Source organism: Faecalibacterium hattorii, assembly GCF_003287455.1.
GTDB classification, from domain to species: Bacteria; Bacillota; Clostridia; order Oscillospirales; family Ruminococcaceae; genus Faecalibacterium; species Faecalibacterium hattorii.
In genome coordinates, this window is the sequence record NZ_PRLC01000011.1 from 43,086 (window position 1) to 59,725 (window position 16,640).

14 protein-coding genes are annotated in these 16,640 nt (G+C 60.4%); 7 read left to right on the top strand and 7 right to left on the bottom strand.

Annotated elements, in window-relative coordinates; all coding sequences use genetic code 11:
• Positions 1-13 precede the first annotated feature (13 nt).
• From mnmG to rpmH, 7 genes are all read right to left on the bottom strand, one after another.
• Positions 14-1,888, bottom strand: a complete 1,875-nt coding sequence (mnmG, locus tag C4N23_RS08695; protein ID WP_112145472.1) for a tRNA uridine-5-carboxymethylaminomethyl(34) synthesis enzyme MnmG — start codon at positions 1,886-1,888, stop codon at positions 14-16.
• 37 nt (positions 1,889-1,925) lie between these two features.
• A complete protein-coding gene (mnmE, locus tag C4N23_RS08700) occupies positions 1,926-3,296 on the bottom strand; it encodes a tRNA uridine-5-carboxymethylaminomethyl(34) synthesis GTPase MnmE (RefSeq protein ID WP_097839574.1) in 1,371 nt (456 codons plus the stop codon).
• A gap of 194 nt (positions 3,297-3,490) precedes the next feature.
• Positions 3,491-4,648, bottom strand: coding sequence for an RNA-binding cell elongation regulator Jag/EloR (gene jag, locus C4N23_RS08705; protein ID WP_112145473.1), 1,158 nt, complete (start codon positions 4,646-4,648; stop codon positions 3,491-3,493).
• Positions 4,649-4,653: 5 nt separating this feature from the next.
• On the bottom strand, positions 4,654-5,724 hold the full coding sequence (locus C4N23_RS08710) for a YidC/Oxa1 family membrane protein insertase (protein WP_242983762.1): 1,071 nt from the start codon (positions 5,722-5,724) through the stop codon (positions 4,654-4,656).
• 90 nt (positions 5,725-5,814) lie between these two features.
• Complete coding sequence (gene yidD, locus C4N23_RS08715; RefSeq protein WP_112145475.1) at positions 5,815-6,111, bottom strand: membrane protein insertion efficiency factor YidD; 297 nt, start codon at positions 6,109-6,111, stop codon at positions 5,815-5,817.
• Positions 6,108-6,515 (bottom strand): ribonuclease P protein component, encoded by a 408-nt coding sequence (gene rnpA / locus C4N23_RS08720; RefSeq protein WP_055189083.1) that lies wholly within the window; start codon positions 6,513-6,515, stop codon positions 6,108-6,110. Before rnpA ends, yidD begins: the two co-directional genes overlap by 4 nt.
• Positions 6,516-6,758: 243 nt before the next feature.
• Positions 6,759-6,893: a 50S ribosomal protein L34 gene (gene rpmH, locus C4N23_RS08725; protein ID WP_005924258.1), complete on the bottom strand. Its 135-nt coding sequence runs from the start codon at positions 6,891-6,893 to the stop codon at positions 6,759-6,761.
• A gap of 378 nt (positions 6,894-7,271) precedes the next feature.
• Between rpmH and dnaA the strand changes: the two genes are divergently transcribed.
• The 7 genes from dnaA to gyrA all read left to right on the top strand — a co-directional run bounded on the left by dnaA (position 7,272) and on the right by gyrA (position 16,543).
• A complete protein-coding gene (gene dnaA, locus C4N23_RS08730; protein ID WP_005929139.1) occupies positions 7,272-8,594 on the top strand; it encodes a chromosomal replication initiator protein DnaA in 1,323 nt (440 codons plus the stop codon).
• A 401-nt stretch (positions 8,595-8,995) separates the two neighbouring features.
• Entirely contained in the window at positions 8,996-10,102 is a 1,107-nt protein-coding gene (gene dnaN, locus C4N23_RS08735) for a DNA polymerase III subunit beta (RefSeq protein WP_112145477.1), read from the top strand.
• Positions 10,103-10,112: 10 nt separating this feature from the next.
• Entirely contained in the window at positions 10,113-10,328 is a 216-nt protein-coding gene (locus tag C4N23_RS08740; protein ID WP_055189079.1) for an RNA-binding S4 domain-containing protein, read from the top strand.
• A gap of 3 nt (positions 10,329-10,331) precedes the next feature.
• Positions 10,332-11,465: a DNA replication/repair protein RecF gene (gene recF, locus C4N23_RS08745; RefSeq protein WP_112145479.1), complete on the top strand. Its 1,134-nt coding sequence runs from the start codon at positions 10,332-10,334 to the stop codon at positions 11,463-11,465.
• Positions 11,466-11,512: 47 nt separating this feature from the next.
• Positions 11,513-11,767, top strand: coding sequence for an extracellular matrix regulator RemB (gene remB / locus C4N23_RS08750; protein ID WP_055189075.1), 255 nt, complete (start codon positions 11,513-11,515; stop codon positions 11,765-11,767).
• A gap of 36 nt (positions 11,768-11,803) precedes the next feature.
• Complete coding sequence (gene gyrB, locus C4N23_RS08755) at positions 11,804-13,798, top strand: DNA topoisomerase (ATP-hydrolyzing) subunit B (RefSeq protein WP_097839567.1); 1,995 nt, start codon at positions 11,804-11,806, stop codon at positions 13,796-13,798.
• A 168-nt stretch (positions 13,799-13,966) separates the two neighbouring features.
• Positions 13,967-16,543 carry a DNA gyrase subunit A gene (gyrA, locus tag C4N23_RS08760; protein WP_112145481.1) on the top strand — a complete coding sequence of 859 codons (2,577 nt, stop codon included), beginning with the start codon at positions 13,967-13,969 and terminating at the stop codon, positions 16,541-16,543.
• Positions 16,544-16,640 lie beyond the last annotated feature (97 nt).

Genomic DNA, 16,640 nt, shown 5'->3' on the forward strand with positions numbered 1-16,640 from the left:
TATCGTCCCTTTATCAAGTATCGTTTTTCGCAGCCAGTGCAATGCTCAGCTGGGCGACATCCGAGGGCGAAACGCCGGGGATGCGGCCCGCCTGCCCAAGGTTCTTGGGGCGGATGCGGGCCAGCTTTTCGCGGGCTTCCAGCGTCAGGCCGGTCAGGTTCTCGTAGACGAAATTCTCCGGGATCAGCGTCTTTTCGTGGCGGGCCACGTCGCGGATCATCCGGTCCTGCCGGGCAATGTAGCCCGCGTACTTGATCTCCGTTTCCAGCCGCTCGGCCAGCATCGGGGTGATCCCCTCCCCCCAGCCGATCAGACCGGCGATGAGCGGGTAGCTGATCTCCGGGCGGCGGAGCAGCTCTTCCGCAATGCCGCCCTCTGCTGCCGGGGCAAGGCCCGCTGCTTCCATGGCGGCCCGCAGGTCAGCGGTACGGAGGTGCGTCTCGTGCAGACGGCGGCGCTCCACGTCCAAAACAGCCTGTGTCTGCTGGTACTTGGCCCAGCGGTCGTCCTGCACCAGACCGTATTCCCGGCCGATGGGAGTCAGCCGCCGGTCGGCGTTGTCCTGCCGCAGGGTCAGGCGGTATTCGCTCCGGCTGGTCATCATCCGGTAAGGGTCCATAACGCCCTTGGTCACAAGGTCATCCACCAAGGTGCCGAGGTAGCTGGTGTGGCGGGGCAGGATGAGCTGGTCTTCGCCCAGCGCATTGCGGGCGGCGTTCAGGCCCGCCAGCAGACCCTGCGCAGCGGCTTCCTCGTAGCCGGAGGTGCCGTTGAACTGCCCGGCTCCATACAGGCCGCGAACCTGCTTGCTTTCCAGCGTAGCCTCCAAGCTGGTGGGGTCCACGCAGTCGTACTCGATGGCGTAGGCCGGGCGCATGATCTCGATGTTCTCGAAACCCTTGATGCTCCGGTAGAAAGCGTTCTGCACATCCTCCGGCAAGCTGCTGGACGCGCCCTGCAAGTACATCTCTTCGGTGTTTTCGCCGCAGGGCTCCACAAAGATGGGGTGGCGCTCCTTCCCCGCAAAGCGGACGACCTTATCCTCGATGGACGGGCAGTACCGTGGGCCGACGCCCTCGATCATGCCGCCGTAAAGCGGGCTGCGCTGGATATTGTCCAGAATGATCTTGTGGGTCTCCGGGTTGGTGTAGGCGATCCAGCACTCCACCTTGTTGTGCATGGGGGCATCGGTCATGAAGCTGAAGGGCTGCAATTCGTTGTCCGGGTCGCCGGGCTGGCATTCCAGCTTCGAAAAATCAATGCTCCGGCGGTGGACACGGGCCGGGGTGCCGGTCTTGAACCGGCGCAGGGGCAGACCAGCCGCTTTCAGGCTCTCGGTCAGTGCGTTGGCCGCGTGCATCCCGTCCGGGCCGGAAGCATACCACGCATCGCCGACAAAAATTTTGCCACCGAGGTTGGTGCCTGTAGCAATGACCACGCACTTGGCTCCGTACTCGCCGTTCAACTGGGTGACAACGCCCTTCACGTGGCCGTCTTCCACCTCGATGGAAACCACTTCCGCCTGATGGATGGCAAGGCCGGGCGTCAGTTCCAGCGCGTGCTTCATATATTCGTGGTAACGTTTGCGGTCGGTCTGGACCCGCAGGGCATGGACTGCCGGGCCCTTGCCCTTGTTCAGCATCCGGCTTTGCAGGTAGGTGGCATCCGCCGCCAGACCCATCACGCCGCCGAGTGCATCCAATTCACGTACCAGCGTTCCTTTTGCCGTTCCCCCAATGCTGGGATTGCAGGGCATATTGCCGATGGCATCCAAGCTCATGGTAAAAACAGCCGTCTTCGCGCCCAGTGCGGCCGCCGCATGGGCCGCTTCAATGCCCGCATGGCCCGCACCGATCACGATGACGTCATAATCTCCCAAATGATTCACGTTTGTTTCCCTCTATTTTACAGTTGCTCTCTAACTGTTACTTTCCCACACAAAAGCGTTCAAATACTTCGTTGATGACGGCCTCCGACGCATTTTCGCCGGTCAGGTCGCAGAGGGCATCCAGCGCGTCGTCCACACAGACGGACACGGCGTCCAGCCCGAACCCACCAGCGGCGGCGTCCAGCGCCCCGGCAACGGCTTCCCGCGCACGGGTGGCGGCAGCCAGCTGCCGCTGACCCGAAAGGCTGGCGGCGTGGGGGTCGATCTGGTTTGTGCCCAGCAGCCGCGCCACCGCCGAGGAGATCAGCTTCCGGGTCCCCTCCTCTTGGCAGCAGACCGGCAGCACCATCGCGAAATAGGGTGCGATGATCTCCGCGTCGAACTGGGTCGGCTTGTCCTCTTTGTTGATGAGGGCAATGGCCGGGCGTCCGGCGCATTTCCGGGCCAGCTCAAAGTCCTCGCGGGTCAGCGGCGCAGAGCCGTCGAACACCGCCAGCACCAGCCCCGCCTCGTCCAGCTTCTTCCAACTGCGGCGGATGCCCTCGGCCTCGATGAGGTCTTCGGTGTCCCGCAGACCGGCGGTGTCGAAGAGGTTCAGCCGGATGTCCCCCAGCCGCACCGCCTGTTCCACCACATCGCGGGTCGTGCCCGCCACCGGGGTGACGATGGCTCGGTCGAATCCGGCCAGCAGGTTCAGCAGGGTGGATTTTCCCGCGTTGGGCCGGCCCACGATGGCGCAGTCCACGCCCTCCCGCAGAACGGCCCCGGCGTCGTAGTTTTGGATGAGGGTGTCCAGCTCGTCCTTCACGCCGCCCAGCACGGTCTGCAAATGGGCTTCGTCCAGTTCGGGGACATCCTCTTCGGGGAAGTCTACCCACGCGGCCAGATGAGCCTGTAAGGCGGTCAGGGCCTCTTTTTCTGCTGCGATCTTCTTGGCCAGCGCACCGCCCAGCGACGCATTGGCCAGCGCGGCGCCCTGCCGCCCATCCGCCGAGATGATGTCCATGACGGCCTCGGCCTGTGTCAGGCTGAGCTTGCCGTTTAGGAAAGCGCGGCGGGTGTACTCACCGGGGGCCGCAGGGGCCGCCCCGGCTTCGATACAGCTTTCCACCAGCCGCCGCGCCACCGCGCTGCCGCCGTGGCAGGAAAGCTCCACCACGTCCTCGCCGGTGTAGCTGTGGGGTGCCCGGAAGAAGAGGGCCACTCCCTCGTCAAAGGCGTCCTCCCCTTCCAGAAATTTTCCGAACAAGGCGGTGTAGCCTTTGGCGTCCTCCACCCGCTTGTTCGGGTTCGCAGGACGGAACACCCGCGCCGCCACCGCATAGCTCTCCGGCCCCGAAAGGCGCACGACGGCGATGCCACCCGCCCCCGGTGCGGTCGCGATGGCCGCAATGGTCATATTCTGCATCTGTGTTCCCTCCCCATTCAGCGCCCGGCTTGCCCGCCGGTGCGGGAATCTTCCGGTTTGGCGGTATACATCCACTTTTTATTATAACACGTGTGCCGCGAAAAAGATAGAATCAGCCCCCACTCCGGCACAAAAAATGCCCCTTTCCGGCAGTTTTCCACCAGAAAGGAGCAGAATGGTTGAAAATTCAGTGATCAGATCTCGATCTTGCCAAAGTTGAAATCGGCGAAATCATCCACGCGCTCGGTGCGCTTGGGTGCCACAGGGGCGGCATTCTCAGCGTCACGGGGGGCGTAGGTGCGCTCCGGCACGCTGGACGTGCGGGGGCCGCGGCTGCCCGACGGACGGGAGCCGCCACGGCTGCCGCTGCGATAGCCGCTGCGCTCACCGTTCCGATTGCCGCTGCGGGAACCACCGCGATAACCGCCATTGTTCCGGCGGCCATTGCCGCGGGGGCGGCGCTCGCCGTAGGTGTTGTCGGTCTGTGCATCGGGGGCGGTGGAGTAGATGACCACACGGCGGTCACGGCCCTCGCCCTTGCTCTCGCTGCGGACACCTTCCATCTTGCCGATGGCGGAGTGGATGATGCGGCGCTCGTAGGGGTTCATGGGCTCCATCGCAAAGCTGCGGCCGGTCTTGCGGACCTTGGCGCCGATGCGCTGTGCCAGTGCAGTCAGGTCGCTCTCGCGCTTGTCGCGGTAGCCGGCCACGTCCAGACCCAGCTTGATGTAGTCGCCTTCCAGACGGTTGGCCACGAGGCTTGCCAGATAGGACAAGCTCTCCATGGTCTCGCCGCGGCGGCCGATCAGGGCACCCAGCTTCTCGCCATCCAGACGGATGATGGTCGCCTCGCCCTTCTGCACGGCGCTGAAGGTCACGTCGCTGACCCCCATCAGGGTGATGACTTCCTTCAGGTAGTCCACAGCGGCCTTGACCTTGTTGTTCTCTTCGATGTTGATGGGAACTTCGACCTCTTCGGCCTCCTCTGCAGGAGCAGCCGTCTCTTCGGCCGGAGCAGCAGCTTCCTCCACCGGAGCAGCGGGCTGCTCCGCGGCGGGAACATCCTCGGCCGGGGCGGGAGCCGCCGCTTCTTCAGCAGGTGCTTCCACCTTTTCCTCTGCAGCGGGTGCCGGGGCCTCCTCCACAATGGGGGCGGCGGGGACATCGGGTTCTTCCACGCTGACACGCACCTTGGCGGGGGTCAGCTTCAGACCCAGAAAGCCCGTCTTCTGGGGCATTTCCAGAACCTCATAGCTCACATTCAGATCCTCAGCCTGCACACCCAGCAGGGCGCAGGCCTTTGCGCGGGCTTCATCAACCGTCTTGCCGGTTGCTTCCTGAGTATGGATCATAACCGTTATTCCTCCTCTTTCTTATTCAGCTCGCTCAGCGGAACGGTGCGCTCGTCCTTATAGCGCTCTTCGTCCAGCTTGCGGGCATATTCGAGACGGCGCTTGTTCATCTCGCTGGCAGAGATGTTCTTCTCAACGGTCTGGCCAGTCTTTTCGTCGATGACCTTGATGGTGGTGTTCTTCACACCGCGCTTCTGCTCCTTCTTGCGGGCAGCCATTTCAGCCAAGACTTCTTCCTTCATCTTTTCGGGGTCGTAGATCTTCTTCATGAAGATGCTCTGCACGGTCATCAGGATGTTGGAGACGACATAGTACAGGGAGAATGCGCAGGGAACGGTGAAGCAGAAGAACAGGTACATCAGCGGCATCATATACATGGTCATCTTCATGCCGCCCTGCATCTGCTGGCCGGAGGCCTTCATGCTGATGTGGGTGGAGATGAACATGGTCACAATGGCCAGAATGGGGAGGATCAGCAGGGGCAGGTTCTCTGCGGCCAAGCTGTACTGGGGCACACGGGTCAGATCGATGCCAAAGAAGTCCATGTGCTGACCGAACTCGGTGATGGTGCTGACCTGCTCCGGGGTGAAGCAGCTGGTCACGGTGCTCTCGCCCGCGATGACCTGCGCGATGATGTTGGTATCGCGGGTCACAGTGGTAAAGCTGACGCCGAGGGCGGTCAGAGCCTCACCGGCGGCGGTCAGAGCATCGGCGCCGATGTGGAAGATGCGCTGCAGCGGGCGGTACACAACTTCGATAACGCCGAACATGACGAGGAAGTTGACGAGCATCGGCATACAGCCGGCGGTGGGCTTGTAGCCCTGCTCCTGCAGCTTCATCAGCTCTTCCTGCTGCTTATCGGGCTTATCGCGGTACTTCTTCTGGATGTCGGCGATCATGGGCTGGAACGCGGACATCTTGGCCATGCTCTTCTGCTGGTTGAGCTGGAGCGGGATCTTGATGACCGTGATCAGCAGGGTGAACAGGATGATGTCCCAGCCGTAGTTCGGGATCAGCTTGTAGATCCACTCCATAACGTAGCCGAGAGGCCAGCCGAGGATGTATAAAGGATTCATATCTTCGTCCATTCTGCCCCGCCTGTGGTGCGGGACGTTGAATTTTTATGCGAAGGACACACCGCCCACAGTACGGTGCGTCACAAGAAGCTATTCATGCCGCTTTTGGTAAAGCCTCGAAGCCGAGAGCTTCCGCTCCGGGCTGACCCATTTCCCTTTTGGCGGCACCGGGTCATACCCCCAGCGGCCCAGCGGGTTGCAGCGGGCGATCCGCCATGCGCCCAGCAACAGACCCTTGCAGCAGCCGTGGGTCTGGATGGCCTCCAGCGTGTACTGGCTGCACGAGGGGGTGAAGCGGCAGTTGCGGCCAAGGCCGGGGCTGATAAAGCGTTGATAGAGCCGGATGGGCACGCACAGCGCGTTCCGGGCGAACTGCGAAAGGCTCATTCCTTCGCCTTTGCCGCAGCTTTGCGGGCGGGCGGGACGGTAGCGGGGGCCTTTGCGCCCGGCTGCTTTGCCTTATCCGGCAGACCGGCCTGTGCAAAGAGCTTGGCTACCACTTCGCTGAGCTGCCAGCTCTTGAGATGCGGGGTGATGCCGCGGGCCACGAAGATCAGGTCGTAGCCGCCGATGTTATGATCCAGATGCTCGTCGATAGCGGCCTTCATCACGCGGCGGGCGCGGTTGCGCTGGACGGCGTGGCCGATCTTTTTGGTGGCCGTCAGGCCCACGCGGGTCTTCTTGCCGCGGGTCTTGAGCACATACAAGACCAGCGCCGGGTTCACATAGGACTTGCCGCGGGCATACACGCGGCCATATTCGCTGTTGCGGCGGATGGGACGATAGCGCACTCCTTCGGCGCCTCCTTTTCAGGTAAAGTCCGAACATTTGCCAGAAAGGCAAAGTTCAAAATTCAGTATAGCAAAAAAACGCCGACATGAAAAGCCTGTCCGGACGTTTTTTGTGCCAAATCTTCGGTTTATTTTTTAGTCAAACCGCGCGGAAATAAAAAAATAAGGCCGCCAATCCAATATCAGCAGCCTTTTTGCGCATGTTCAATTCTGCGCCGGATCCTTCGCTCAACGCTTGCTGGATCAGACGGTCAGGCTCTTGCGGCCCTTTGCACGGCGAGCATTGATGACCTTGCGGCCGTTCTTGGTGCTCATGCGGGTCAGAAAGCCATGAACTTCCTTGCGCTGACGCTTCTTGGGCTGAAAAGTTCTCTTCATGGTTGTATCCTCCGTAAAAACTCGTCCCCGGTTATGGGGTCTATTCTGGTCCCAAAATGGGGACAGGCTTGCAATTCAACAGTATATCGCACACTATCCCCTTCTGTCAAGCATTTTTTTCGCTTTCCAGCAAACTTTTTTCAAAACCGGGTGTGAAAAATCTTTCAACTTTTTCACCCTTCTCCCGTGGAAAACTTTTCTTCCACCATATCTTGTGGCTGTTTTTTCTCTTGGACACAAGCCGCGCGGAGGTGCGAAGGTGCGTCTTTTCTTATGTATTATAAATTACATTATAGAATATAGACGCAGGGAGATTTTTGTGGTATACTAACCTAGTATCAGCAGCATTGTTGAAAACTTCAATGGAGTGGATGTTTTATGGATTCTTTCAAGGACGTTTTAGAGGCCGCACAGGCGTACTGCAAAACGCAGATGGCCGAGCCGACCTATAATCTCTATATCGATGGTCTTGAGCCCATCAGCTTTGAGGACTCAAGCCACATCACCCTCTCGGTGCGGAACGACTTCATCTGCAAGATCGTGACGGATCGCTACCTTGGCTTGCTCAAGGAAGCCTTCAAGACCGTGCTGGGCTTTGACGTGGACATCACCCTCGTGGTGCCCAGCACCCCGCCGCACGAAGTCGTGCTGGCCCAGCAGTACGAGGCGAACCCCGCCTCCCCGCAGGGCAACTACGAATTCACCTTCGAAAACTTCATCAAGGGCCCGTCCAACCAGTTTGCGTTTGCTGCGGCGCAGGCGGTGGCGGCCAACCCCTCCGGAGCCTACAACCCGCTGTTCATCTACGGCGGTTCCGGTCTGGGCAAGACCCATCTGCTGACGGCCATCCAGACCGAGATCAAGCGCACCCACCCCGATTTCGTCATCATGTACGTGACCTGTGAGCAGTTCACCAACGAGCTGATCGCCGCCATCCGCGCGGGCAGCACCGAGGACTTCCGCATGAAGTATCGCGTGGCCGACCTGCTGCTGGTGGACGATATCCAGTTTATCGCGGGCAAGGAGTCCACGCAGGAGGAGTTCTTCCACACCTTCAACTCCCTGCACGATGCCCACAAACAGATCGTCATCGCCTCCGACCGCCCCGCCAAGGAGATCAAGAGCCTTGAAGAGCGTCTGCGCACCCGTTTCGAGTGGGGCCTGACCGCCGATGTCCAGCCGCCGGATTTCGAGACCCGCGTGGCCATCGTCAAGCGCAAGGCCGAGCTGCTCCACCTTGACCTGCCCGAAGATGTGGCAGAGTTCATCGCCAACCACCTGAAGAACAACATCCGCCAGCTGGAAGGCGCCGTCAAGAAGTTGAACGCCTACTACATGCTGGAGGGCATCCAGCCTGTCATCAGCGTGGCGCAGAATGCCATCAAGGACATCCTGAACGAGACCCAGCCGGTGCCCGTCACCATCGAGAAGATCGTGGGCGAAGTGTCCCGCACCTTCAACGTCTCCCCCGCCGACATTCGCGGTACCAAGCGGAATGCCAACGTCGCCTCGGCCCGCCGCGTCGCCATCTACATCCTGCGCGAAGTTACCGGCATGAGCATGGAGGAGATCGGCCGCGAGTTCTCCGGCCGTGACCACTCCACCATCGTCTACTCCCTGAAGACCATGGAGCGGGATATGAAGAACGACCAGCACCTGCGGGAGACCGTCAGCGACATCATCAAAAACGTGAAGGCATAACCCCCTTCCGGGGAGGAAAAGTCATACTCATTCAGAGGCGTGACCCCAAAATATAGGAGAAAATCGGGCATTTCCGTGGAAACTGGAACAAGATGTTGTGGGAAGCGGGCGAATCTTTCCACTCTTTCCACAGAGTTTTCAACATTCAACACCCACAATCCACATCGTCTGTGGAAAGAACCCACGAACCACACGATTCAACAATTCCTTCACACCGGATCCACAATCCCGTGGAAAACCCCAGCCCGGCATGATTCCAGCAACTTTCCGACTTTTCAACATCTTCCCCACCCCCTACTACGGTTACTACAACAAGTTCAATATACATCAGGCGGTTCTGCATCCAGATCCATGGGCAAAGCACCTGAAAACCGGAATCCAAACAAAGGAGAGACAATAGATTGAACATTATCTGCGATAAGACCCTGTTGAGCGCTGCGATCGATGGCGTTTCCAAAGCTGTCACCCTCCGCTCCACCATCCCCGTGCTGGAAGGCATTTTGCTGAAAGCCGAAGGTTTTCAACTGACTTTGACCGGCTACGACCTTGAAATGGGCATCGTGACCACCATTGAAGCCAACGTCAAGGAGCCCGGCGAGATCGTGCTGAACGCAAAGCTGCTCAGCAGCATGGTCAGCCGGATGCCCTCCGGCCAGATCACGATCCAGTCTGCCGACAACGGCAAGACCACCATCCAGAGCGGCGTCGCCCAGTTCGAGATCCAATCCATGTCGGCCACCGATTTCCCCGAACTGCCCAACACCGGCGCCGAAGAGACCCTGACCATCCAGACCGGCGTGCTGCGGGATATCATCGACCGTACCCTGTACGCCGTCAGTCAGGACGAAAGAAAACCTGCGCACACCGGTGAATTATTCGAGATCCTGCCCGATAAGATGACCGTCGTTGCGCTGGACGGCTACCGTCTGGCCATCGTCGAGCGCCCCATCAAGGCCGTGAAGGATATCCGGATCATCGTGCCCAGCAAGACCATGAACGAAGTATCGCACCTGCTGGCCAACGATGACGAAGAGCTGGTCCACATCTGCGCCAACCGCCGCTATGTCGTCTTCATGACTGCGGGCTACACCATCATGAGCCGCCTGATCGAGGGCGAATTCCTCAACTATCACAACGTCATCCCGGACGGCAGCCGCACCCGCGTGACGCTGGATACCAAGGAGTTCATCGAGACCATTGAGCGCGCTTCTCTGATTATTACAGAGCGTTTAAAAAATCCCCTCCGCATCAGTTTTACTGCGGGTAAAGTCGTCGTCCGCTGCCAGACCAACCTTGGCCGCGTGGTGGATGAATTCAACGCCCAGTGCGAAGGCGACGATGTGGAGATCGGCTTCAACAACCGCTACCTGCTGGATGCGCTGCGCAACGCCCGCACAGAGCAGGTTCGGTTGGAGATCAGCGGCCCTCTGAGTCCGGTCAAGGTCCTGCCCGCCGAGGGCAGCGACTTCCTGTATCTGGTCCTGCCCGTCCGCTTCAAGAACGATTGAGAGGCGTAATATGCAAAAAATTCTCATCCATACGGAATTTATTAAGCTGGATGCCCTGCTGAAATACGCGGGTCTGTGTGAGACCGGGGGCGAAGCCAAGGAGCTGGTGCAGGGTGGTGCCGTCAAAGTGAACGGCGAAGTCTGCACCATGCGGGGCAAAAAGTGCCGCGCGGGCGACGTCATTGAGCTGGACGGCCAGAGCGTGACCGTGGGGCAGGGCCAGTAAACCATGCGTCTGCTCTCACTGGAAGTCCAAAATTATCGCAACATCGCGTCGGCCAGCCTGACGCCGGGCCGGGAGCTGACCGTCATCTGCGGCAATAACGGCCAAGGCAAGACGAACCTTTTGGAGGCCATCTGGCTGCTGACCGGCGGCAAAAGCTTCCGGGGTGGCAAGGATGCCGAACTGGTGCGGCGGGGCGAACCCTTTGCCGTGCTGGAAGCGTCTACCCTGAGCGCACAGCACCCGGAAGAACTCCTGCTGGAAGAGCCTGAAGAAGAGCGCCGCATTCGGATGACCATCGGTACGCCGGACTCCTCCCGGCCGGGGCGGAACGCCTCGGTGAACGGGGCACCGCCCAAGCGGGCATCGGCGCTGGCGGGCAGCTTTCCGGCGGTGGTCTTCGACCCCGGCCACCTGAGCCTTGTCAAAGGGGCGCCGGAAGGGCGGCGGAAGTTTCTGGACGCGGCGCTCTGCCAGCTCTACCCCGGCTACCTGACGGTCTACCGCCGCTACATCCGGGCGTTGCAGCAGAAAAACGCGCTGCTTCGCCGTTCTGCAGCGGGGCCAGAACGTCCCTATGCTGAAAAAGCGGCCCTGCTGGAAGTGCTCAATGCGGAGCTTGCCGTGCAGGGCGAGGCCATCCAGCAGAGGCGGCGGGCTTACCTTGAGCGGCTGGGCCCCCTTGCGTGCAGCAATTATGCCGAGCTCTCCCATGGGGCGGAGCGGATGGAGCTGCACTATGCTGCCCAGTTTGAGCCGGGCGGTCTGGCCCACCTGCTCCGTGCCCGCCAGAGCGAGGAGCTTCGGGCCGGGCAAAGCCTCTGCGGCCCCCACCGGGAGGACATCGAACTGCTGCTCGATGGGCAGCCTGCCAAAGTGTTTGCCAGTCAAGGACAGCAGAGGAGCGTGGTCCTGAGCCTGAAAATGGCGGAAGCTGCGGCTGCAGCAGCCATTACCGGCGAGCACCCGGTGCTGCTGCTGGACGATGTGCTCAGCGAGCTGGACGATGGACGCAAGCAGTATCTGCTGACCCGGATGCGGGAAAAGCAGACCTTCGTCACCAGCTGCGACGACACCGCCTTCCTGAAAACGGACGGCGAGGTCTACCGCATGAACGGCGGTGTGCTGACCAAGGCTTGAACTGGCAGACGAGGGCTGCCCCTGCTAACAAATGGAGATAATACGAAATGTATATTCACTTGGGGCGCGACTATGTTCTGAACGATCGGGACATCATCGGAATCTTCAATCTGGAGACCACCACCATCTCCCCCCGCGGGCGTGAGTTTCTGAACTACGCCCAGAAGAACGGGGCCGTGGTCAGCCTTTCGGAAGAGCTGCCCCAGTGTTATGTGTTAGCGGACGCCCCGGTGGATACGGTGTATCTTTCGGAGTTGTCCAGCGCCGCGATGAAACGGCGCGCTGAACAAACCATCCAATAAAATTTTACGATAGAAAATCAAAAAGGGAGAAAGGATATGGCAGAGGAAATCATCACCAGCACCAACGTGGAAACCGCGACGGACCACGAGTACAACGCCAGTGAGATTCAGGTCCTGAAGGGCTTGGAAGCGGTGCGCAAGCGCCCCGGCATGTATATCGGTTCCACCGGTGAGCGCGGACTGCATCATCTGGTCTACGAGATCGTGGACAACGCCATCGACGAGGCCTTGGCCGGTTACTGCAACCACATCGAGGTCAAGATCTTAAAGGACAACATCATTCAGGTCACGGATAACGGCCGCGGCATCCCCGTGGACATTCAGGCCGATACCGGTCTGCCCGCCGTCACCGTCGTTTACACCATCCTCCACGCTGGCGGCAAGTTCGGCGGCGAGAACTCCGGCTACAAGGTGGCCGGCGGTCTGCACGGCGTCGGCGCGTCCGTCGTCAACGCCTGTTCCGAGTGGCTGACCGTCAATGTCCGCCGGGACGGCCATGAGTATGAGCAGACCTTCCGCCGCGGCGACCCGGACGGCCCGCTGAAGTGCATCGGCACTGTGGAGCCGGGCGTCACCGGCACCCGTGTCACCTTCAAGCCGGACCCGGAGATGTTCAAGGACACCACCGTCTACAACTTCGAGACGCTGGAAAAGCGTCTGCGGGAGGAAAGCTTCCTGAACGCGGGCGTCAAGATCACCCTGACCGACGAGCGGGAACTCTACACCCCCGTTCTGGAGGATGGGCAGGAGGGCGACCCCTGCTACCGCACCGAGGTCATGTGCTATGAGGGCGGCATCAAGAGCTTTGTCACCTACCTGAATGAGAAGCGCAACCTCGAAGTGCTCCACCCCAACGTCATCTACCTCAAGGGCCAGACCGACCGCGGCATGGCGGAGATCGCGCTGCAGTACAATTCCAGCTACAACGAGCTGGTGCTGAGTTTTGCCAACAACGTCAACACCCCCGACGGCGGCACCCACGAAGAGGGCTTCCGCACCAGCCTGACCCGCGTATTCAACGATTACGGCCGCAGCCACGGTCTGCTGAAGGATAAGGACGAGAACCTTTCTGGCTCCGATGTCCGCGAGGGCCTGATCTGCGTCATCTCCGTGAAATTGCAGGAGGCCGAATTCGAGGGTCAGACCAAGGCGAAGCTCGGCAATACCGAGATCCGCACCCTCGTCTCCAACATGGTCTACACCAAGCTGATGGAATTCTTCGAGGAGAATCCCGGCGTGGCCAAGGCCATCTTTGAAAAGGCCACACAGGCCGCTCGCGCCCGCGCTGCCGCCAAGAAGGCCCGTGAGCTGGTCCGCCGCAAGAGCGCGCTGGAGACCAGCCGGATGCCCGGCAAGCTGGCGGACTGCCGCGAAAAAGACCCCTCCCGCACCGAAATTTTCATCGTCGAGGGCGATTCTGCAGGCGGCTCGGCCAAGATGGGCCGTGACTCGGCCATTCAGGCCATCCTCCCCCTGTGGGGCAAGATGCTCAACGTCGAAAAGGCCCGCGCCGACCGCATTTACGGCAACGATAAGCTGATGCCCGTCGTGCTGGCACTGGGCTGCGGCATCGGTGAAGAATTTGATATCACCAAACTGCGGTACGACAAAGTGTTCATCATGGCCGATGCCGATGTGGATGGTTCTCACATCTGCACCCTGATGCTGACCTTCTTCTTCCGCTATATGCGCCCCCTCATCGAGCAGGGCCATGTCTACGTTGCCCAGCCGCCCCTGTTCAAGGTGCAGAAGGGCAACACCATCAAGTACGCCTACAACGACGCCGAAATGGCCGTGCTCTCGCAGGAAATGCCGGGCGCAAAGGTCAACCGCTATAAGGGCCTTGGTGAGATGAACCCGGAGCAGCTCTGGGAGACCACCATGAACCCCGATAACCGCGTCATCGTGCAGATCACCATTGAGGACGCCGAGAAGGCCGACGAAGCCTTCACCATCCTGATGGGCGATCAGGTCGAGCCCCGCCGCCGCTTTATTGAGGCAAATGCTCAATATGCGAAGCTCGATGTCTAATAAAAAATAAACCTCTCAGTCGAGCCTACGGCTCGCCAGCTCCCCTAGTAGGGGAGCCTCTGGCGTATACAGCAAGCCTCATCCGACTGCCAAGGCCTCCCCTATTAGGGGAGGTGGCAGCGCGACAGCGCTGACGGAGAGGTTGAAGCAATCCAAACGGAGGAAAAAATGGAAGAAGATTTTGTGATGATACCGGGCAGCGGTACCAAAAAGATCATCCGCGACGTCAAGAAGGAAATCGAAACGGCGTTTCTGGATTACTCCATGTCGGTCATCGTGTCCCGTGCTCTGCCCGATGTGCGCGATGGTCTGAAACCGGTCCACCGCCGCATTCTTTATACCATGCACGAGCGCGGCAACGACCCCAGCCATCCCTACCGCAAGTCGGCGGATACCGTCGGTGCAGTGCTGGGCTCCTACCACCCCCACGGCGACGCATCCGTTTACGATGCCATGGTCCGTCTGGCACAGGATTTCTCCCTGCGCTACCCGCTGGTGGACGGCCAAGGTAACTTCGGTTCCGTCGATGGCGACCCCCCGGCTGCTTACCGTTACACCGAGGCCCGCATGAGCCGGATGGCCGTCGAGATGCTGACCGATATCGACAAGAACACGATCGACTGGGACCCCAACTTCGATGAAACGAAGAAGGAACCCAGCGTCCTGCCCTGCCGCTTCCCGAACCTGCTGGTCAACGGCAGTCAGGGCATCGCAGTGGGCATGGCCACCAACATCCCGCCCCACAACCTGAGTGAGGTCATCGACGGCTGCGTGGCCTATATCGAGAACCCGGACATCGACCTGCCCGGCCTGATGGAATATATCAAAGGCCCGGACTTCCCCACCGCCGGCATCATCATGGGCCGCAGCGGCATCCGCGCCGCCTACGCCACCGGCCGCGGCAAGATCACTCTGCGCGGCCGCGCCACCATTGAGGAGAAGAAGAACGGCCGCGCCCAGATCATCGTCACCGAGATCCCCTACATGGTGAACAAGGCCCGCCTGATCGAGAACATCGCAGACCTCGTGAAGGAAAAGCGGATCGAGGGCATCAGCGACCTGAACGATGAGACCAACCGCAAGGGAATGCGCATCGTCATCGATGTGCGCAAGGACGCGAACCCGCAGGTGGTGCTGAACCAGCTCTATCAGTACACCCAACTTCAGGATACCGTCGGCGTCATCATGCTGGCCATCGACCACAAGGTGCCGAAGGTGCTGACCCTGAAGCAGATGATCCAGAAATACGTGGAGTTCCAAGACGAAGTGGTCCGCCGCCGCACCCAGTACGACCTGAAGAAGGCACAGGAGCGCGCCCACATCCTCGAAGGCTTGAAGAAGGCCACCGACATCGTGGATGAACTGATCGCCACCATCCGCGCCTGCAAGGGCGGCATGGCCGAGGCCAAGGCTGCCATCATGGAACAGTTCGGCTTCGATGACCCGCAGGCCGACGCCATCGTGAAATTACAGCTGGGCCGTCTGGCTGGTCTGGAGATCCTCAAGATCGAGGAAGAACTGGGCACCCTGCAGGCGAAGATCCGCGATTGGGAGGACATCCTCGCCAACGACGCCCGCGTGCTGGAGATCGTCAAGAACGAGCTGCTGGATATGAAGAAGCGCTTCGGTGACGAGCGCCGCACCGAGATCGAGACCGTCAACGGCGAAGTGGACATCGAAGACCTCATTGCCGAGGAACAGTGCGTTTACACCCTGACCGAGGCCGGTTATATCAAGCGCCAGCTCAAGGCCACTTATCAGGCCCAGAAGCGCGGCGGCCGCGGCATTTCCGGCATGACCCGCAAGGAAGAGGACATCGTGCAGGAGATGTTCGTCGGCTCCACCCACGATTATGTCCTGTTCGTTACCAACCGGGGCCGGATGTTCCGCCTCAAGGGTTACACCATCGCCGAGGGCAGCCGCACCAGCAAGGGCACCAACATCGTGAACCTGCTCCAGTTGGCCGAGGGCGAAAAGGTCACCAATATGCTCTGCTACCCCAAGGATGAGGACAACAAGGGCGGCTTCGTCACCATGGTCACCAAGCAGGGCCTGATCAAGCGCACTCCGCTGGAACAGTATGCCAATATCCGCAAGTCCGGCCTGATCGGCATTGCCCTGAACGAGGGCGACGCGCTGGCATGGACCCGCCTGACCACCGGCCACGATATGCTCATCGTTGCCACCCGCAACGGTCAGGCCATTCGCTTCAACGAAGAGGACGCCCGCCCCATGGGCCGCAGCGGCCACGGCGTGCGTGCCATCAAGCTGGCCGAGGGGGATGAAGTCGTTGGCGTCTGCATCTGCCGCGAGGGTGCCACCATCCTGACCGTGACCGAAAACGGCAAGGGCCGCCGGTCCGAGATCGACACCTACCGCATCACGGCCCGCGGCGGCAAGGGCATCCGCAACTACGATGCCTCCAAGGATAAAGTGGCTGCCGTTAAGATCGTCGATGATGTGGATGATATCCTGCTGAGCAGTCAGGAGGGCATCATCATCCGCCTCCACGCCGATTCCATCCCGGTCCAGAGCCGCTACGGCTCCGGTGTCCGGGTCATGCGTCTGGGCGAGAACGATAAGGTCATGGTCCTTGCCCGCACCGACCACGACGACGAAGCCCAGACCGAGACTGTTGAGGCCGAGGAGGGCGACGAGCCCACCGCCGAGCAGCTGGCCGCCATGGAAGCCGCCGATGAGGCTTCGGCTGCCGAGACCCCGGAAGCGGACAGCACCGAGGACTGATTCGGAATAACACCTCTCAGGACGTGTTTTGGTGCGAGTACCACGCCCATAACACATGGAATCAGTTTGTAAAAAAATGACCCGGAATCGGACGTGC

Bases quoted from the DNA above. Each gene is read 5' to 3' on its own strand.
- mnmE (WP_097839574.1), bottom strand. From the start codon at position 3,296: ATGCAGAATATGACCATTGCGGCCATCGCGACCGCACCGGGGGCGGGT.
- jag (WP_112145473.1), bottom strand. From the start codon at position 4,648: ATGATCCATACTCAGGAAGCAACCGGCAAGACGGTTGATGAAGCCCGC.
- C4N23_RS08710 (WP_242983762.1), bottom strand. From the start codon at position 5,724: ATGAATCCTTTATACATCCTCGGCTGGCCTCTCGGCTACGTTATGGAG.
- yidD (WP_112145475.1), bottom strand. From the start codon at position 6,111: ATGAGCCTTTCGCAGTTCGCCCGGAACGCGCTGTGCGTGCCCATCCGG.
- rpmH (WP_005924258.1), bottom strand. From the start codon at position 6,893: ATGAAGAGAACTTTTCAGCCCAAGAAGCGTCAGCGCAAGGAAGTTCAT.
- dnaA (WP_005929139.1), top strand. From the start codon at position 7,272: ATGGATTCTTTCAAGGACGTTTTAGAGGCCGCACAGGCGTACTGCAAA.
- C4N23_RS08740 (WP_055189079.1), top strand. From the start codon at position 10,113: ATGCAAAAAATTCTCATCCATACGGAATTTATTAAGCTGGATGCCCTG.
- recF (WP_112145479.1), top strand. From the start codon at position 10,332: ATGCGTCTGCTCTCACTGGAAGTCCAAAATTATCGCAACATCGCGTCG.
- remB (WP_055189075.1), top strand. From the start codon at position 11,513: ATGTATATTCACTTGGGGCGCGACTATGTTCTGAACGATCGGGACATC.
- gyrB (WP_097839567.1), top strand. From the start codon at position 11,804: ATGGCAGAGGAAATCATCACCAGCACCAACGTGGAAACCGCGACGGAC.
- gyrA (WP_112145481.1), top strand. From the start codon at position 13,967: ATGGAAGAAGATTTTGTGATGATACCGGGCAGCGGTACCAAAAAGATC.